Genomic DNA, 16428 nt, shown 5'->3' on the forward strand with positions numbered 1-16428 from the left:
AACACGCCCGAAGGAAACTGATCAAAGGTCGCGGATTGAGGTCCTGACCAACACAGTTGCTACATGGACGTACTTGCGGCGTGTCCCGCGAGCGGCGAGGGCACCGCACACTCGACTCACTCAGCATGTGACGGTATCTAAACGCCTCTACAACTCGAATCCTTGGCTGCCTTTGCAGCGTGTCTCGATGGAATGAGATATTTCGGATAGATCAGATGCAAAGCGAGTGATCTGCAGCTTGGTTGCAGTGCACTTGCCTGCTCACCGTCGCGGGACACGCTGCGAGTACGCCCATGTAAGCTCTTCTGCGGCATCCATGCCGCATAAAGTCCCGCGATGGTGAGCGGGCAACGACCAGTCGAAATGGTCGGTGCGCGTGGTGCAGGCAATGCAGGACGTTCTTCTGATTGGTTAGCTATCGTGTCGCTCTGCGACCCGCACCACCAAGCCCATGCAACTTGCGAGACGCTCAGCTTTTTACCCGGCAACCGACCAACTTTCTGGTGCGGCATTCTCGCCGCTTGCGGGACGCTTATTGCGTGCGCGTGAGCCCATGACGGTGCAGCAACTGTTGCAGGCGGTCCTGTACCCGCTGCAGGTCGGCGTCGGCGGCTTCGTCCAGAATGTCCTGCGCCAGTGCATCGAACTGCGGCCAGAACTGGCTGGGGTCGCGCACCCGCTGCGGCCAGACCGACAGCATCTTGCCCAGCTCGGAGAGCTGATGATTGGTGTGGGTACGTGTGCGCAAGCTCATGTCGCATCTCCCGGCCAGTCCAGCGCCACAGCGTGGACCGCCCCGTCGTCGATGAGAGTGAAAGCAAGCTCGGCCTGCACCACACCGTCGAGCTCCAGCCGCGCCGCGCCACCTGGGCGTTGGGTGACATCGATGACGTAGGTGCTGGCGCCGAAGCGATACCGCAGCTGGTAGCCCGGCCAGCCGGCCGGAATGCACGGCACGATGTGCATGCGCGCGCCATGCCGTTGCAGGCCGAGCAGCGATTCGGTGAGCAGCCGGTACATCCAGCCGGCCGCCCCGGTATACCAGCTCCAGCCGCCGCGGCCGGTGTGCGGCGCCACCGCGTAGACATCGGCGGCCAGCACATACGGTTCGGCCTTGTAACGCTGGGCGCCGGCTGCATCGCGGGCGTGATGGATCGGGTTGATCATGCCGGCCAGTTGCCAGGCCCGCGCGCTGTCGCCGAGCTGGGCGAAGGCCATCGTCGCCCACACCGCTGCATGGGTGTACTGGCCGCCGTTTTCGCGCACGCCGGGGACGTAGCCACGGATATAGCCGGGGTCGTGTTCGGTGCGATCGAACGGCGGCATCAGCAGCTTGACGATGCCGGCGTCGGTGTCGACCAGATGCTGGTGCATCGCGTCCATCGCCTGTGCGATGCGCGCCGGGTCCATCGCGCCGGACAGCACCGCCCAGCTCTGCGACAACGAATCGATACGGCATTCGTCCGAGTCGCTTGCGCCCAGCGGAGTGCCATCGTCGAACCACGCACGCCGATACCAGCCACCATCCCAGGCGTGCTGTTCCAGCGACGCGCGCAAGGATTGTGCATGCGTGCGACAGGTGGCGGCGAATGCCGCATCGTCGCGCTGCGCGGCCACGTCTGCGAACCGCAGCAGCGTGTCGTAGAGGAAAAAGCCCAGCCACACGCTCTCGCCCTTGCCATCCTTGCCGACCCGGTTCATGCCGTCGTTCCAGTCGCCGCTGCCGATCAGCGGCAGGCCGCGCTCGCCCAGCCGCGCCATGCCACGTTGCAGCGCGAGCACGCTATGCGCATACAGCGACTGCCTATTGCCGGTGAGCTGCGGCAGGTCGTAATAGGATTCTTCGTCGGGCTTGAGTTCGCGCCCGTCGATGAAGCCCACGCGCTCGTCCAGCACGCTGGTATCGGCGGTGGTGTCCAGATAGCGGCACAGCGCCTGCGGCAACCACAGAAAATCATCCGAACACTGCGTGCGCACGCCGCGATCCTGCGGCGGGTGCCACCAATGCTGCACATCGCCCTGCACGAACTGATGCGCGGCGCAGCGCAGCAGATGCGCCCGGGTGAGCGCCGGCTGCGCGTGCACCATCGCCATGCTGTCCTGCAACTGGTCGCGGAAGCCGAACGCGCCACCGGACTGGTAGTAGCCGCTGCGTGCCAGGAACCGGCAGGCGATGGTCTGGTAGAGCAGCCAGCCATTGGCCAGCAGATCCACCGCCGCATCGGGCGTGCTCACCTGCACGGTGCCCAGAATCTGCTGCCAATGCGCACGCACCGCCAGCAAGGCGGTGTGCGCGGTGGCCACGCCACGGCTTTGACGTGCCAGCGTCAGTGCGCTGGCGCGATCGGCGGCCGCACCCAGGCGGAACACCGTTTCGAAGGTCTGTTCGGCCGCCAGCGTCACCGGAATCTGGATCGCCGCGCAGGGGTCCAGGCCGGCACCCACGCGCCCGGACAAACGCTGCCGAGTGAGCGCGGCGGGGGCGGCCAGGCTGCCGTTGCGCCCGAGGAATTCGCTGCGGTCGCCAGTGATGCTGCGGCTGGGCGCATCGGCATCGAAAAACGCCACGCGCCCGTCGAACTCGGTGTTGTACGGGTTACGCGCGGTCAGCACGCTGCTGCCCAGATCCACCTCGCTGACCACATGCAGTTGCGAGCGTGCGCGGATGTCGCCGAGCACCCATTCCACATACCCGGTGACGCTGAGCCGGCGCGGGCGCCCGGACAGATTCTTCAGCCGTAGATGGCTGAACTTGATCGGCCGCTCCACATCGACGAACACCCACAGCTCGCTGCCGATACCGTGTTCGATATGGCTGTAGACGCTGTAGCCGAAGCCGTGGCGCACGGTATAGCGCCCGCTGCCACGGCATGGCAGCGCCATCGGCGACCACACTTGCCCGGTGTCGTCGTCGCGCAGATAGAACGCTTCGCTGGAGGCATCGCCGACCGGGTCGTTATGCCACGGCGTGAGCCGGAATTCGTGCGCGTTCTCGGCCCAGCTGTAACCGGGGCTGCTGTCGCTGACCACGCTGCCGAACTGCGCATTGGCCATCACGTTGCACCACGGCGCCGGCGTGGCGGTGCCTTCGTCCAGGGTGATGCGGTATTCGCGGCCGTCGGCGGCGAATGCACCCAGGCCGTTGTCGAACAGCACCGCTTCTTCGGCTGCGGCCTGCAGGGTGTGGTCCAGGTAAGCGGCATGCGTGCTGGCCAGCGCCTCGGCGCTGTCCAGCTGCTGGATCGGCTCCAGTAGCGGCGGGTGCGCACGTGCGCTGGGGTGGCGCTGCAGTTGCGCGTCCAGGGTGCCGTTGGCATCGCTCAGGATCGCGCGTGCCACGGTCTGCAACAGCACGCGGTCTTCCTGCGAAATGTGTTCGATGGCGCGCACGAAAATACCGCCGGGGCGGTCGAGCACATTGGCTTCGGGGTCGGCGGCGATCAGACCCAGGATGGCGTCCTGCAACTGCTGGCGATAGCCGGCCTGGCTTTCGTTCCAGATCACCAGATCCGCACGCAGGCCTTTCAGGCGCCAATACGCGTGCGCCTGCACCAGCTGGCGCGCCAGTTCGAGATTGTCCGGGTCGGTGATGCGCAACAGCACGATCGGCAGATCGCCGGAGATGGCGTGACTCCACAGCGCCGACTGGCCGCGGTGGTTGTGCAGCAGCACCTCGTTGTCGGCGCGCAGTTGCGGGTCGACGAACAGCACGCGCGCGGCCAGCCGCTCGTAGAGCATCGCATCGGCGAGCGAAGCATTGATCTGCCGGCGCGTGACCTGGCTCTGGGTCAGCGCCAGATCGAACACCCGGTCGGCCAGACGGCGGTCGCGGTACTTGTCGATCAACGCGGTGCAGGCGGCGCGTTGGGTGCCCACGCCATAGACCATGTCGACCTGCGCCTGCTGATCGGGCGCCAGCGAAAGACGGCAACGGATCGCCACGATCGGGTCCAGCACCGAGCCGGCCGCGCCCGACAGCGCGGTCTGTTCGCTCAGCGCTGCCGGGTTGCGGGTGCTGCGCCCCCGCCCGATGAACGCGGCGCGGTCGGTCTCGTAGGAGATCGTCGCCACATCGGCATCGTGTACCGCCACCAGATGCAGCATCCACGGCTGCGCCTCGTCGTGCCCGCGCGGGCGGCGTGTGCACAGCAGGGCCTGTCGGTCGGCCAGGATCTCGGTCTGCACGAACAGGTTGCTGAAAGCCGGATGCGCCTCGTCGGAGGCGGCCGGCGCCAGCACCACTTCGGCGTAGGTGGTGATCTCGATGACCCGGGTCTGCCGCGAGCGGTTGCGGATGCGCAAGCGGCGCAGTTCCACATCGTCTTCGGCGGAAATGGCGATTTCCAGATGGCTGTCGTAGCGCTGGTGGCTGCCCTTGAATTCGGCTTTTGCATCGGAAAAGATCGCTTCGTAGCGCTCTACCGGCACGCAGGTCGGTTGATGCGCGGCCGACCACACCGCGCCGCTGTCCACATCGCGCAGATAGCAGAACGTGCCCCAGTGATCGCGGGTGCCGTCCTCGCGCCAGCGGGTGACCGCCATGTCGCGCGCGCGGCTGTAGCCACCGCCGGCCGAGGTCAACATGCCGTGGTAACGCCCGTTGGAGAGCAGTTGCAACGCCGGCTGCGCCATGTTGGGGTCGCGATGGATACGCAACGCCATGCCCGCCTCGGTGGCGACCGGGCGTTCGGCTGCTTCGACCAGGCCTTTGACGTAGACGCCGGCACGCGGTGCGCGCTCCTGCAACAGCAACAGCGTGGCCTGAAATTGCGGATCGGCGACAAAGCGTTGTTGCATCGGCGCATCGCGCAATACGTGATCCAGCGCCAGCAGCGCCATGCCCTGGTGATGCGACATGAACGAGCGCACCACGGCGTGTTGTTCGCCACGCGGCACCCGCGAGGGCGTGTAATCGATCGCCTCGTACAGACCGAAGCGGCCGCCGAAGCCCAGCGCCTGCAGTTGCTGCAGATTGCGGCAGGCCGCATCCGGTTCGACCATCAACGCCATCGCGCTGGCATAGGGCGCGATCACCAGATCCTGGCCCAGGCCGCGCTTGAGTCCGAGCCCGGGCACACCGAACGCGCGGTATTGATAATTGCGCCGCGTATCGACCGTGTTGTAGCCCGATTCGGACACGCCCCACGGCACATCGCGCGCCGCGCCGTAGCGGATCTGCGCCTGCACCGCGCCACGCATCGAGCGGCTCAGCAGCGTCTGCGGGTAGCTGGGCATCACCAGGTCGGGCATCAGGTACTCGAACATCGAGCCGCTCCACGACAGCAGCGTCGGCTCGGTGCCGGTGTCGGTCAGCGTGCGCCCGAGCGCGAACCAGCTGTCCTGCGGCAGCTTGCCCTGGGCGATGGCCACGAAGAGCCCCAAGCGCGCTTCCGAGGCCAGCAGGTCGTAATGGCCGCTATCCAGGCGCCGGTCGTCGACGTTGTAGCCGATCGACATCAACTGCTGGGCACGGTTGTAGAGAAAATCGTAGTCCATCTGCGCCAACTTCCCGGCCACATGCGCAAGCCGCTGCAGCTCCTGCACACGGGCTGCGGCCCAGGTCTGCACCTGCGGCGACTGGCTGCCGTCGGCGAGTTGCCGCAGCGTGGCGATCGCCTGGGAGGGCGCTTCCGCTGTGTGCGGAGGCGGGCTGGCAAGTGCCGGCGTGCACTGGCTCAACTCGTCCAACGTCGCCTTGCAACAGTCCACCAAGCGCTGCGGCCACGGTTCTTCGTCATCGCCGATGCTCGGCATCGACGCCAGCAGCGATTGGCTCTGTGCCAACAGCAGCCGCAGGGCGGCATCGGCCTGGTGCAGGGTCGGCGTGGGCTGGTTGCGGATCGCCTGCACGCGCTGCGTCATCCCACCCAGTGCGGCAGTGGCGGCATCGCTGCGCGGCGTCGCTTGCATGCTCAGCACGCCAAGCGTGTCGGCCAACCCATCGAACACCGCCATCGATACCGCTGGCGCATCCACCAGCGCCAGCAAGCCTTGCCGCAGCGTCAACAGATGGCCGGCCAGGTTGCCGCTGTCGACGGTGGAGACATAGCGCGGCAACAGCGGCGCCAGCGTTTCGGTGTCGTACCAGTTGTAGAAATGCCCGCGGTGGCGCGGCAGCGATTCCAGTGTGGCCAGCGTATCGGCCACGCGGGTCATGACGCCGGCCACGGGCAGGTAGCCCAGATCGTAGGCGGCCAGGTTGGCCAGCAGGCCCAGGCCGATATTGGTCGGCGAGGTGCGGTTTGCCAACACCGTGACCGGATATTCCTGCACGTTGTCCGGCGGCAGCCAATGGTGCTGCGCGCTGCAGTGGGTTTCGAAAAACGCCCAGGTGCGCCGCGACAACCCGCCCAGGAAATCGCGCTGCTCCTGCGACAGCTGCGCTACCGGCGCGGTGGGCTGCTCGCCCAGCCAGGCCATCAGCCAGGGCGCGCCCATCCATACCACGCCAAGCGGCAGTGCCGCCCACAACGCCGCCGGCGACCACCACGCCACCGCCGCGATCACCAGCGCCGCGGCGCAGGCGGCGCCGGCCATCAGGCGATGCTCGGCATTGCCGCTGCGCGCGCTGCGTTCCACTTCGCTGGACGGCGCCCACTGCAACAGATGGCGATGGGTGATGGCCATCCGCAGCAGCGTGCGGGCGATGGCCGCCAGTTGCAGTCCCGCCTCGAACGGCAGGCACGCCAGCACCACGCCGGTGCGCAGCAGGGTCTGACGCAGCCCCGCGCCCACCTGGCGCGCGTGATGACGCAACCCCAGACCTTCGGGTGGGTGCGCCAGCGCATACAGCGCCGAACACAGCCCCGGCAGCAGCCACAGCACCAGCAGCCACGCGGTCCAGCGCAGCGGCGTGGGCGAGCACAGCCAGCCGATCAGCAGCAAGCCGAAGGCGGCCGGTGACACCAGGCTGCGGCGCAGGTTGTCCAGCAGCTTGCCGCGCGACAACCACGACAGCGGATTGCGCGCGTGCCGGCCACCCCGGTCGGGCACCCACGGAAGCAGCCACGGCAACAACTGCCAGTCGCCGCGCACCCAGCGCGCGCGACGCTTGGCATCGGTGGCATAGCGCTGCGGATGACGCTCGTACAGGCGCACGTCGCTGAGCAACCCGGCGCGCACATAGCAACCTTCCAGCAGGTCGTGGCTGAGCACGCGGTTGTCGGGGAAGCGGCCGGCCAGCACCTGCTCGAAGGTGGCCACCGCATAGATGCCCTTGCCGATGAACGAACCTTCGCCGAACAGGTCCTGATACACGTCCGACACCACGCGCGTGTACGGGTCGATGCCCGGCTCGATGCCGAACATGCGCGCAAAGCGCGATTCGCCGCCCTCGCTCATGCCGGTGCCCAGGCCAGGCTGCAGGATGCCGTAACCGGCTTGCACGATCTGCCCGGACGCATCCATGCGCGGCATGTTCAACGGATGCGACATCGCGCCGACCAATGCGCGCGCCGCATCGCGGGGCAGATGGGTGTCGCTGTCGAGCGTGATCACATAGCGCACCTGCACCAGTGCGGCGACATCGCCCTGCACCTGCAGGAAGTCGCTGGCTGCCTGTAGCGGCGCATCGTCGGCGCAGAGCAGGCGGTTGAGCGCTTCGAGCTTGCCGCGCTTGCGCTCTGCGCCCATCCAGCACCCTTCGCCCGCGTTCCATTGGCGGGCGCGGTGCAGCAGGAAGAACCGATCGCCATGCGCGTCGGCATACGCCGCGTTGAGCCGGTCGATGTGCTGCGCCGCATGCGCCACCAGCGCCATGTCCGTCGGCAACAGCGCCTGCGCGGCATCGAGAAAATCGGTGAGCAGCGCGAAATAGAGCTGCGCGTCGCGGTTGGCCAGGTAATGCACCTCCAATGCGCCGACCAGCTCATCGATGGCATCGGCACCGGCCAGCATGCTCGGCATCACCACCAGCGTGCGGCAATCCGGTGGAATGCCAAGGCTGAGGTCCATGCGCGGCAACGGATGCGGGCGCACCCACAGCGTCGCCACCCAGTTGACCAGGGCGATGCCCAGCTCGCTGGCGGCCAGCAGCGCGAGACCGGCGGTGATCCACCACAGCGCCGCTGGCAGTGCGCTCACGCCCTGCAGCAAGAGGCGGGTCCATAGCAGGGCGATCAATGCGATCGGCAAAAGATACACCGGCAGCGCAACGCGGCGTGCGCGCCGCCCGCGCGGCAATGGCGTGGGGCGCGCGGACGTGGATGGATCGCCCAGCGCGGCACGCAACAGCGGCAATCCCGCATCCACCAGGTAGTAACCCACGTGTGCGGCCACCGGCTCTGCCGCATGCGCTTGCGCGGCCAGTCGCAGCACGGTGTCGGCCACCGCCGGTTCGTCGCACTGCATGCGCTGAGCCAGGCGCTCCACTACATGCCGGTAGGCATCGCGGGTCTGGAAATCCATGCGCGCATACACATCAGCCGGATCGCTGCGCAGGCGCTGCTCGACCACGCTCATGCTTTCAACGAATTCGCGCCAATCCATTTCGTCGAGAAAGCGCAGGCTGCCGATGCTGTTGCTGATCGACACCTGGTCGGCCGCCTGGCGCTGGCTTTCGGCATGCACCCTCCCTTCGACGCTGTCGCCCTCGCTGGCCAGCCACTGTTCCACCCAGGCGCTGGCCATCGACAACACCGGGCCGCGGCCCTGGATGCCGCGGGTCAGTTCGGCAACGAATGCGCCGCTGGCCGGCGGCTGCGAGCGCGCCATGTCGGCCACCACCACCACCACATCCTTGGGCTGCGTGGCGGCGGTGGCATTGAGCATGACCGCCCACTGCGCAGCCAGGGCAGTGTCGCGCCCGTCGCGCATGATGCCGTCGGCAATGCGGCGCAGGTGGTCGATCAAGGCCAGCCGCAACATGATCGGAATGGCCCACAGTTCGCCCAGCTTGAGCGGCGCCACCTGTTGATAGGCCGCAATGAAACGGCTCAGCGTGATTGCATCCACGCGCCCGTCGCCATGCGCCACCACTTGCAAACCCAACTCGTAGACCCGCGGCAGACCGATCGAGCTTGGCGTGCGCAGGCGCGGCAACTGGCGGCTGTAACCCGGCGGAAGATGCTGGCGCGCCAGGCGCATCTGCTCTTCGACCAGATAATAATTGTCCAGCAACCAGTCGCCGGCAGGGTGCAGCCGCACGCCAGCGGCGACCATCTCGGTCAGGCGCGACGCCGCACCGTCGAGCGCGCGTTGGTTGAACTTGAGCCCCGACAACAACAGCTCGCGTGCCGGGCCGGTATAGAGCGCGTGCGAGGTGGCCAGCGTGCGCGCCAGCGTTTCCATTTGCTCGTCGCCGAGCAAGGCCACGCCAGGTGCGACCGCATCACGGACCGGATGGGCTTGCAGTGATACTGCTGGTTGGGTAATCGATTGCCACCAGAGAGAGAACGCAGACGCTTTCCGCTTTGGCGGCATGGAGACATTGCCTGTGCAGCATCGGTGCCGCTAGAGCGACGATCATGCGCGCTCGCGTCAGGCGGCATGTGAAGGGGGATGCATGTGCAACGCGCGCTGCCGGGTGATGTTGGCGGTGGATGGCGGTGGATGGCATCGTCGAACGCAGGCGTGCAGCGTGCGATCAAGCCGACGCGACAGTCATGTGCGCGTGTGCACATTTAGCGCGATGCTTTGAACTGCACCCGCGCTGCAGGTCGTTGCCGGCATGATTCGCTTGGCGCGCCCGGCATTCTGCATTCGGTGTGACCACACGCCGCCAATGCGGCACGCTATAGCGCCGCCTGTTTCCGCGCACGCAGGCGTGCGGCATCTTCCCTTCATGCATTCACAAGGCGTCATCCATGCTCCACACGACACACCGGTGGGTAGTGTGCCTGCTGCTGAGCAGCCTGAGCCTGCACGGCAACGCCGCGCCGTCGCAATCGTCCATGACCGTGGCCGGACTGGAGCAGCCGGCGCAGATTCGCGTCGATCGCTGGGGCGTAGCGCACATTTACGCCCGCACCGATAACGACGCATTCTTCGTGCAGGGATTCAACGTCGCGCGCGACCGCCTGTTTCAGCTCGACCTGCTGCGCCGCAAAGGGCTGGGCCATCTGGCCGATGCGTTCGGGCCGGCTTATGTCGAACAGGACCGCGCGTCGCGGCTGTTTCTGTATCGCGGCGACATGCACGCCGAATGGGCCAGTTACGGCCCCGATGCACAGCGCGACGTCAGCCGATTCGTTGCCGGCATCAATGCCTATATCGCCTGGCTGGAGGCGCACCCACAGGCGTTGCCGTACGAATTCCGCACCTTCGGCTACCGGCCGCAGACATGGTCGCCCGAGGACGTATTGCGCATCCGCACCACCGGTTTGAGCCGCAACGTCAAAAGCGAGGTCGCCCGCGCCAAGGTCGCCTGCAAGGCCGCGCTGCGCGTCGACGCGATCCGGCTGAAACTGCAGCCGGCCTGGACCACGAAGGTGCCCGAAGGACTGGATCCCTGCGTTCCGGACGGGGTGTTGAAAGTCTACGAACTGGCCACGCAAAGCCCCAGGCTGAGCCCCGATACCCACCCGCGCAGCGCCATTGCAGACATCGCAGCACTCCGTCCGGAAGAAGAAGCCGCTGCAGAAGGCAGCAACAACTGGGTGATTGCCCCGCACAAATCGGCCACCGGTCATGCAGTGTTGGCGGACGACCCGCACCGCGCGTACACCGTGCCCAGCCTGCGTTACTTCGTGCATCTCAACAGCCCGGGGCTGGACATCATCGGCGCCGGCGAGCCCACCGCGCCGGGCATCGCGATCGGCCACAACCGCACCAGCGCTTTCGGCCTGACCATCTTCAACATCGATCAGGAAGATCTCTACGTCTATCGTCTGAACCCGGCCGATCACACGTCGTATTGGTACCAGGGCCATTGGGAACCGATGCGCACACAGCACGAGTCCATTGCGGTGCGCGACGCTGCATCGGTACCGGTGGAGCTGCAATTCACCCGGCATGGGCCGGTGATCTATGTCGATGCGGACAAGCACATGGCCTACGCCATTCGCTCGGTCTGGAGCCAACCCGGTAGTGCGCCGTACCTGGGGTCGCTGCGTTATCTGCGCAGCGCATCGTTCGAGCAGTTCAAGGACGCGCTCGCGCACTGGGGCGCGCCGTCGGTGAATCAGGTCTATGCCGATGTGCACGGCACCATCGGTTGGGCGACGGCCGGCATGACCCCGCGCCGCGAACGTTCGGATGGGTTGCTGCCGGTTCCCGGCGATGGCCGCTACGAGTGGAACGGCTTCTGGAACAGCGATGTGCTGCCCTCATCGAAGAACCCCGCCTCCGGCTTCATCACCACGTCCAACGAGATGAATCTGCCGGCCGGCGATCCATCCCTGGCGCGCAAGATCGGCTTCGAATGGGCCAACGACGCGCGGCACGCACGCATCACCCAGGTACTCGCGCGGTTGCCCAAGGTGACCCTGCAGGACTCGCAGCAGTTGCAGAACGACCAGGTGTCGTTGCTGGCACAGCGGCTGGTGGCCTTGCTGCAACCGCTGCACGCGCAGGACCCGGCGACCAACGCGGCATTGGCACTGCTGCGACCGTGGAACGGTGAGGTCGGTGCGACTTCTGCCGCTGCCGCGCTGGAAGAAGTGTGGTTCAGCAGCTATCTCGGCGCGGCTTACAAAGCGCTGGTCCTGCGGCCGGCAGAGGCGGCCACCTTCGGCATGCCCGATGCCGCGGTGCTGATGGATGCGCTGGAGCATCCGGGCGCCGCATTCGGTCCAACCCCCACCGCACGCCGCGACCAGTTGCTGCTGGAGTCGCTGCGCAGCGCCTATCAATCGCTGGTCGACCGGCAAGGGCCGGATCCGGCGCAATGGCAGTGGGGCAAGCTGCACACCAACACCGTTACCCATGCGATGAGCGCAGCGCTCGGCAGCGAACGCGCGCGGCTGGATGTCGGCCCATTCGCCAAGGGCGGCAGCCCGTACACGCCCAATCAATCCAGCTACGACCCCAAAGATTTCCGCCAGACCATCGGCCCGTCCGCACGTCTGATCATCGACCTGGGCGACTGGGACAATTCGCGTGCGGTGAACTACCCCGGTCAATCCGGCGACCCGGCCAGCCCGCATTACCGCGATCTGGCGCCACTGTGGCTGCACGGCAAATATTTCCCGTTGCTGTACACGCGTGCGGCGGTCGACGCGGCGACCGAGCAAGTGTTCGACCTGGTGCCGGCCACGCCACGCTGATCGGTGGATGGCTGCAGCAGACCGTCGGCTAAGAAGAGCGCAGATGACCTTCAACGCGCATCTGGCATGCAGGGACCAAGGCCTGAAGCGGCATCGAGGTCCAAGCAGTGGACTGCGCAGCCATTGCCCGAAGAAAGCCTGCGTCGTTAACTCCACCCGAGCGCCTGTCTCGTTCCGCAGGCGCTCGCACTCACTATGTTGCAAGCGGAAATCAGAACCCGAACCAGCACACGCGCAGCAAGCGTGGACTAACCCCGCTTGCTGCGTGCCCTGCGCTTAAACCCGCGCGGTTGACTCGCGCACGAAGTCTTCATAGGTGCGCAGCGGGCGGCCCAGGATCGCCTGCAATTTTTCCACCGTGCCGTCTGCTGCCTGCATGCCGAATGTCTGGATGCCGGCCATCATCAGGCGCATGTCGTATGCCAGCCAGGAGGGGCCATACGCAGCCATCTGTGCTTCGAATGCCGCCACGTCGTCGCCGCCGTAGGCGATCTCGCGACCGAGTGCTGAACTCCAGGTCTTCGCGACGGAAGCGCCGGTCACGGCATGCGGGCCCACCAGCTCAAGCGTGACGCGCTCAAGTGCTGCAGGTGCGCGGTCGCGTCGCAGCAATTCGATCACCGCGATGTCTGCAATGTCGCGCGCATCGATCATGGCAACACCGGTCGCGCCGATCGGCATCGGATAGACGCCGTAGCCTTCGATGGTCTTCTGGATCATCGCCTCGTTCTGCATGAAGTACGCCGGGCGCAGAATCGTCGCAGGAATATTCAGGCTTTCAATCATGCGCTCGACCGTGTGCTTACCAGTGAAGTGCGGCACGTTGGTGAATGTGTCGGCATGGATCACCGACAAGTAAACGATGCGTTCGATGCCTGCTTCCTGGGCAAGATTCAATGCGATCAGCGCCTGCGTCACCTCGTCCGGGGTCACTGCATTCAACAGGAACAAGGTGCGTGCCGACGACAGTGCCGCGCGCATCGATGCAACGTCGGTGAGGTCTGCCACAACCTCGGTGACGCCGGCTGGAAAGGCGCGCTTGCCGGTCTGGCGCACCAGTGCGTGGACCTGCGCGCCGGCGTCGGCCAGGCCCTGGACGACGAGGGAACCGATGGTGCCGGTGGCACCGGTAACGAGAATGCTCATGTGACGCTCCTGCTGTGGATGGGTAGATGGGTGAGTTAGTGCGACATGTCCGCCACGACCTTGCCGGCTCGCGAAGCGGTGCGATTGCGTTCGATTGCTGACGGGATTTCGGCGAAACCGACGATCTCGCCGACCTTGGATGTCAGCGCGCCGCTGGCCACTTGTGCGGCCAGGGTTTCCAGCAGCGCGACGTCCGGGGTGTTCATGAACCACAGGCCACGACGGCCAGGCGGTGTGCGGGCCAGGATGTCCGGCGAGGTGGTGCCGACGATCGCGCCGTGCGGCGCGAGCACTTGCCACGAGCGTTCCAGGACATCGCCGCCCACGTAGTCCAGCACCAGGTCGATATCGCCAACGAGGTCTTCAAAGCGTTGCGATCGATAGTCGATGACCTGGTCTGCGCCGAGGCTGCGCACGTAGTCGACATGCTCGGTGGATGCGCTTGCGACCACCTGCGCCCCAGCGCGCTTGGCGTACTGCACTGCATAGCCGCCCAGCCCGCCTGCTGCGCCATGGATCAGGATCCGCTGGCCTGCCACGAGCGGGCCTGCGTGGTGCAGGCTCTTCCAGGCGGCCACCGCAGCGACCGGCATGGCAGCGGCATGCACGTCGTCCAGGCCATCGGGAGTGCGTGCGAGTTTGGTCTGGTCTACCGCAATGAACTCGGCAAACGCGCCGAGCGCGCCCATGGCGCCCATGACCCGATCGCCGACCTGAAAGCGCGTGGCACCGGGCCCGACGGCCTCGACCACACCGGCCAGTTCGGCGCCCAGCACGGCCGGCAAGGGCAGCGTAAAGACCTCCCGCACCAGGCCTGCGCGGACTTTCCAGTCGATGCCGTTGATGCCGGCGGCGCGGATGCGCACCAGCACCTGGCCGGCTCCGGCGTGGGGCATTGCAATGGTTGCCACTTCGGCGGCATCGGCGCCGCCGTAAGCCCGGATCACGACTGCGCGTTGGGTGGTGCTCATGACAGTTGCTCGTCTGGCGTTGCGATGAACAAACTGTATGGCGTTGCGCAGGTAATACGAAGACGCCAATCTATAGACGCCTGGTTTCAAATCTGGAACACCATGGATCTGAATGCATTGATCGATTTCGCCCTGGTCGCAGCGAACCAGGGCCTGGGAAAGGCCAGCCGTGCCAGTGGCCGGTCGAAGGCGACCCTGTCCCGTCGCATCGCCGAGCTCGAGGAGCAACTGGGGGTGCGCTTGGTCGAGCGCAGCGCCCGTGGCCTCCGGCTCACAGAGGCCGGACAGTTGCTGATGGAGCGCACCGAGGTCCCGCTGAGCGAGGTGGCCGAGGCCATGGCGGCTGCGCGCGAAGGGCTTTCAACGCCGCGCGGCCGTCTGCGTGTGGCGTCTCCGGTGCTGTTCTCGCAATTGGCGATGGGGCGCATCGGCGCAGAGTTTTGTGCGGCTTACCCGGAGATCACGCTGGAGGTGGTGGCAGAGGACCGCACGGTCGATCTGGTGGAAGAACAGTTCGATGTGGCCATCCGCATCAACCCCAGCCCGGACAGCAGCCTGGTCGGTCGCTGTTTTGCCAAGGATCGGCTGGTTGTGGTCGCCGCGCCCAGCATCGCCATGCCAACCAGCAGCGCGGTCGCGCCAATTGCCGCTGTCGTAACGTCGAGCTTCCAACCGACCACATGGGCTCTGGATGACGGGCGCCTGGTCCTGGAGCCCATTCCACGGTTGAGGTTTTCCTCGTTCCTGATGGTCCGCGATGCGGCGCTTGCAGGCGGCGGCGTGGCGTTGATTCCGCAGTCGATCGCATGGAATCAACTCGCCCGCGGTGAGCTGGTGCAGTGGGGCACGATCTCCGGCGTGGAGCCGGCATTGTGGGTATTGCACACGTCCAGACGGTTGGCGGCGCCGAAGGTGCGCGCCTTCGTGGACTTCATCTGCGACCGATATCCCGATGTATCGCTGGTGCTGAAGGGCTAGGGCGGCTGCATCTGGCTGCGCGGGCCAGTGCGTGCCGGCCGGCCGACGTCGCGGCCAGGCGAGAGGGGCGGCATCACCCCAAAATGGCGCCGCCGTGCTTCAAACACCACCACCGAAGCGTTCGATCAACAGATCGGTCAGAACACGGATCTTGCGCGCAGGATGCGCGGCAGGCGCCCGCACGACGTAAAGCCCGGCCTCGGGAGACGGGTACCTGGTCATGACCCGGACCAGCGCGCCGGAGGCAAGATGCTCGGCCACGAGGAAATCCGGCAGTGCCGCGATCCCGAGCCCGGTAAGCGCCGCGGCCGCGATCGCAGTGCCGTTGTCGGCCTTGAAGCGCCCGCGTGGATGGATCGTCACCAGCTTGTCGCCGTCCATGAACCGCCAGCTTTCCGTGCCTTGCAGCAGCGCCTCGTGCGCAAGCAGCGCCTGTGGCGTATCAGGTTCGCCATGTTTGCGCAGGTACGCGGGAGTGGCCATCAGACTGCCGCGCATCGGCGCCACGCGGCGCGCGACCAGATTCGAATCGGCGAGATATCCCAACCGGATCGCACAGTCGAAACCGTCGGCGACGATGTCGATAAAGCGGTCGCTGTAGCAGGCATGGACCTGCAAGGCTGGATGCCCGCTGGCCAGCTCGGCAAGCACCGGCGCCAAATGAGTAGGGCCGAACGTCAGCGGCGCGGCGATACGCAGGCGGCCACGCAGATCGCCCGCGGGCAAGATGGTCTCGCGCGCCACGTCCATTTCGGCACACATCCGCGCGGCATGCTCGCGAAACGTCGCGCCTGCCTCGGTGACGGCAGCGCCCCGCGTGGTACGCGCGAGCAGTTGGATCCCCAAAGCGTCCTCGAGCCGGATCAGACGTCGGCTGACGATGGACTTGGCAACCCCCAGGCGCCTGGCTGCTGGCGAAACCCCGCCCGCGTCTGCCACCTCGACGAACGTCCGCAGGTCTTCGAACTCCATGGCGTCCCTGTTTCTGCGACACGGCATGTCGCTTTGCGCGGCTAGCTTAGCTGCATTCGGAACGCCACAGTGGGCTCACGGGCGCCAGGCAAGACGCTCTGACCGAGAACACCATTCGCGCCCACCCCGGCCCCCTCGCCCACATCCTTTCTGGAGAG

At 66.4% G+C, this 16428-nt stretch carries 7 protein-coding genes; 2 read left to right on the plus strand and 5 right to left on the minus strand.

Annotation, left to right across the window (positions count from 1 at the left end; translation table 11 throughout):
- Nucleotides 1-532: 532 nt before the first annotated feature.
- Together XdyCFBP7245_RS19755 and XdyCFBP7245_RS19760 are read right to left on the minus strand one after the other, a co-directional pair.
- Nucleotides 533-754 carry a hypothetical protein gene (locus tag XdyCFBP7245_RS19755; RefSeq protein ID WP_104617132.1) on the minus strand — a complete coding sequence of 74 codons (222 nt, stop codon included), beginning with the start codon at nt 752-754 and terminating at the stop codon, nt 533-535.
- Nucleotides 751-9420 (minus strand): glycoside hydrolase family 94 protein, encoded by an 8670-nt coding sequence (locus XdyCFBP7245_RS19760; protein ID WP_104617133.1) that lies wholly within the window; start codon nt 9418-9420, stop codon nt 751-753. Before XdyCFBP7245_RS19760 ends, XdyCFBP7245_RS19755 begins: the two co-directional genes overlap by 4 nt.
- 383 nt (nt 9421-9803) lie before the next feature.
- Here XdyCFBP7245_RS19760 and XdyCFBP7245_RS19765 point away from each other — a divergent pair, with 383 nt between their 5' ends.
- Nucleotides 9804-12203: a penicillin acylase family protein gene (locus XdyCFBP7245_RS19765; protein ID WP_104617134.1), complete on the plus strand. Its 2400-nt coding sequence runs from the start codon at nt 9804-9806 to the stop codon at nt 12201-12203.
- Between the two features lie 276 nt (nt 12204-12479).
- Here XdyCFBP7245_RS19765 and XdyCFBP7245_RS19770 read toward each other — a convergent pair whose 3' ends face one another.
- On the minus strand, nt 12480-13349 hold the full coding sequence (locus XdyCFBP7245_RS19770) for an NmrA/HSCARG family protein (protein WP_104617135.1): 870 nt from the start codon (nt 13347-13349) through the stop codon (nt 12480-12482).
- Between the two features lie 35 nt (nt 13350-13384).
- Nucleotides 13385-14320, minus strand: a complete 936-nt coding sequence (locus XdyCFBP7245_RS19775; protein ID WP_104617136.1) for an NADP-dependent oxidoreductase — start codon at nt 14318-14320, stop codon at nt 13385-13387.
- Between the two features lie 102 nt (nt 14321-14422).
- Between XdyCFBP7245_RS19775 and XdyCFBP7245_RS19780 the strand changes: the two genes are divergently transcribed.
- The gene (locus XdyCFBP7245_RS19780) at nt 14423-15298 is read left to right on the plus strand and encodes a LysR family transcriptional regulator (RefSeq protein WP_104617137.1); all 876 of its coding nucleotides are present in this window, start codon (nt 14423-14425) and stop codon (nt 15296-15298) included.
- A gap of 99 nt (nt 15299-15397) precedes the next feature.
- Here XdyCFBP7245_RS19780 and XdyCFBP7245_RS19785 read toward each other — a convergent pair whose 3' ends face one another.
- Nucleotides 15398-16270, minus strand: a complete 873-nt coding sequence (locus XdyCFBP7245_RS19785; RefSeq protein ID WP_104617138.1) for a LysR family transcriptional regulator — start codon at nt 16268-16270, stop codon at nt 15398-15400.
- Nucleotides 16271-16428 lie beyond the last annotated feature (158 nt).

Origin of the sequence: Xanthomonas dyei, from assembly GCF_002939865.1 — a bacterium.
Classification (GTDB): domain Bacteria; phylum Pseudomonadota; class Gammaproteobacteria; order Xanthomonadales; family Xanthomonadaceae; genus Xanthomonas; species Xanthomonas dyei.

Bases quoted from the DNA above. Each gene is read 5' to 3' on its own strand.
- XdyCFBP7245_RS19755 (WP_104617132.1), bottom strand. From the start codon at position 754: ATGAGCTTGCGCACACGTACCCACACCAATCATCAGCTCTCCGAGCTG.
- XdyCFBP7245_RS19765 (WP_104617134.1), top strand. From the start codon at position 9,804: ATGCTCCACACGACACACCGGTGGGTAGTGTGCCTGCTGCTGAGCAGC.
- XdyCFBP7245_RS19770 (WP_104617135.1), bottom strand. From the start codon at position 13,349: ATGAGCATTCTCGTTACCGGTGCCACCGGCACCATCGGTTCCCTCGTC.
- XdyCFBP7245_RS19775 (WP_104617136.1), bottom strand. From the start codon at position 14,320: ATGAGCACCACCCAACGCGCAGTCGTGATCCGGGCTTACGGCGGCGCC.
- XdyCFBP7245_RS19785 (WP_104617138.1), bottom strand. From the start codon at position 16,270: ATGGAGTTCGAAGACCTGCGGACGTTCGTCGAGGTGGCAGACGCGGGC.
- XdyCFBP7245_RS19760 (WP_104617133.1), bottom strand. From the start codon at position 9,420: ATGCCGCCAAAGCGGAAAGCGTCTGCGTTCTCTCTCTGGTGGCAATCG.
- XdyCFBP7245_RS19780 (WP_104617137.1), top strand. From the start codon at position 14,423: ATGGATCTGAATGCATTGATCGATTTCGCCCTGGTCGCAGCGAACCAG.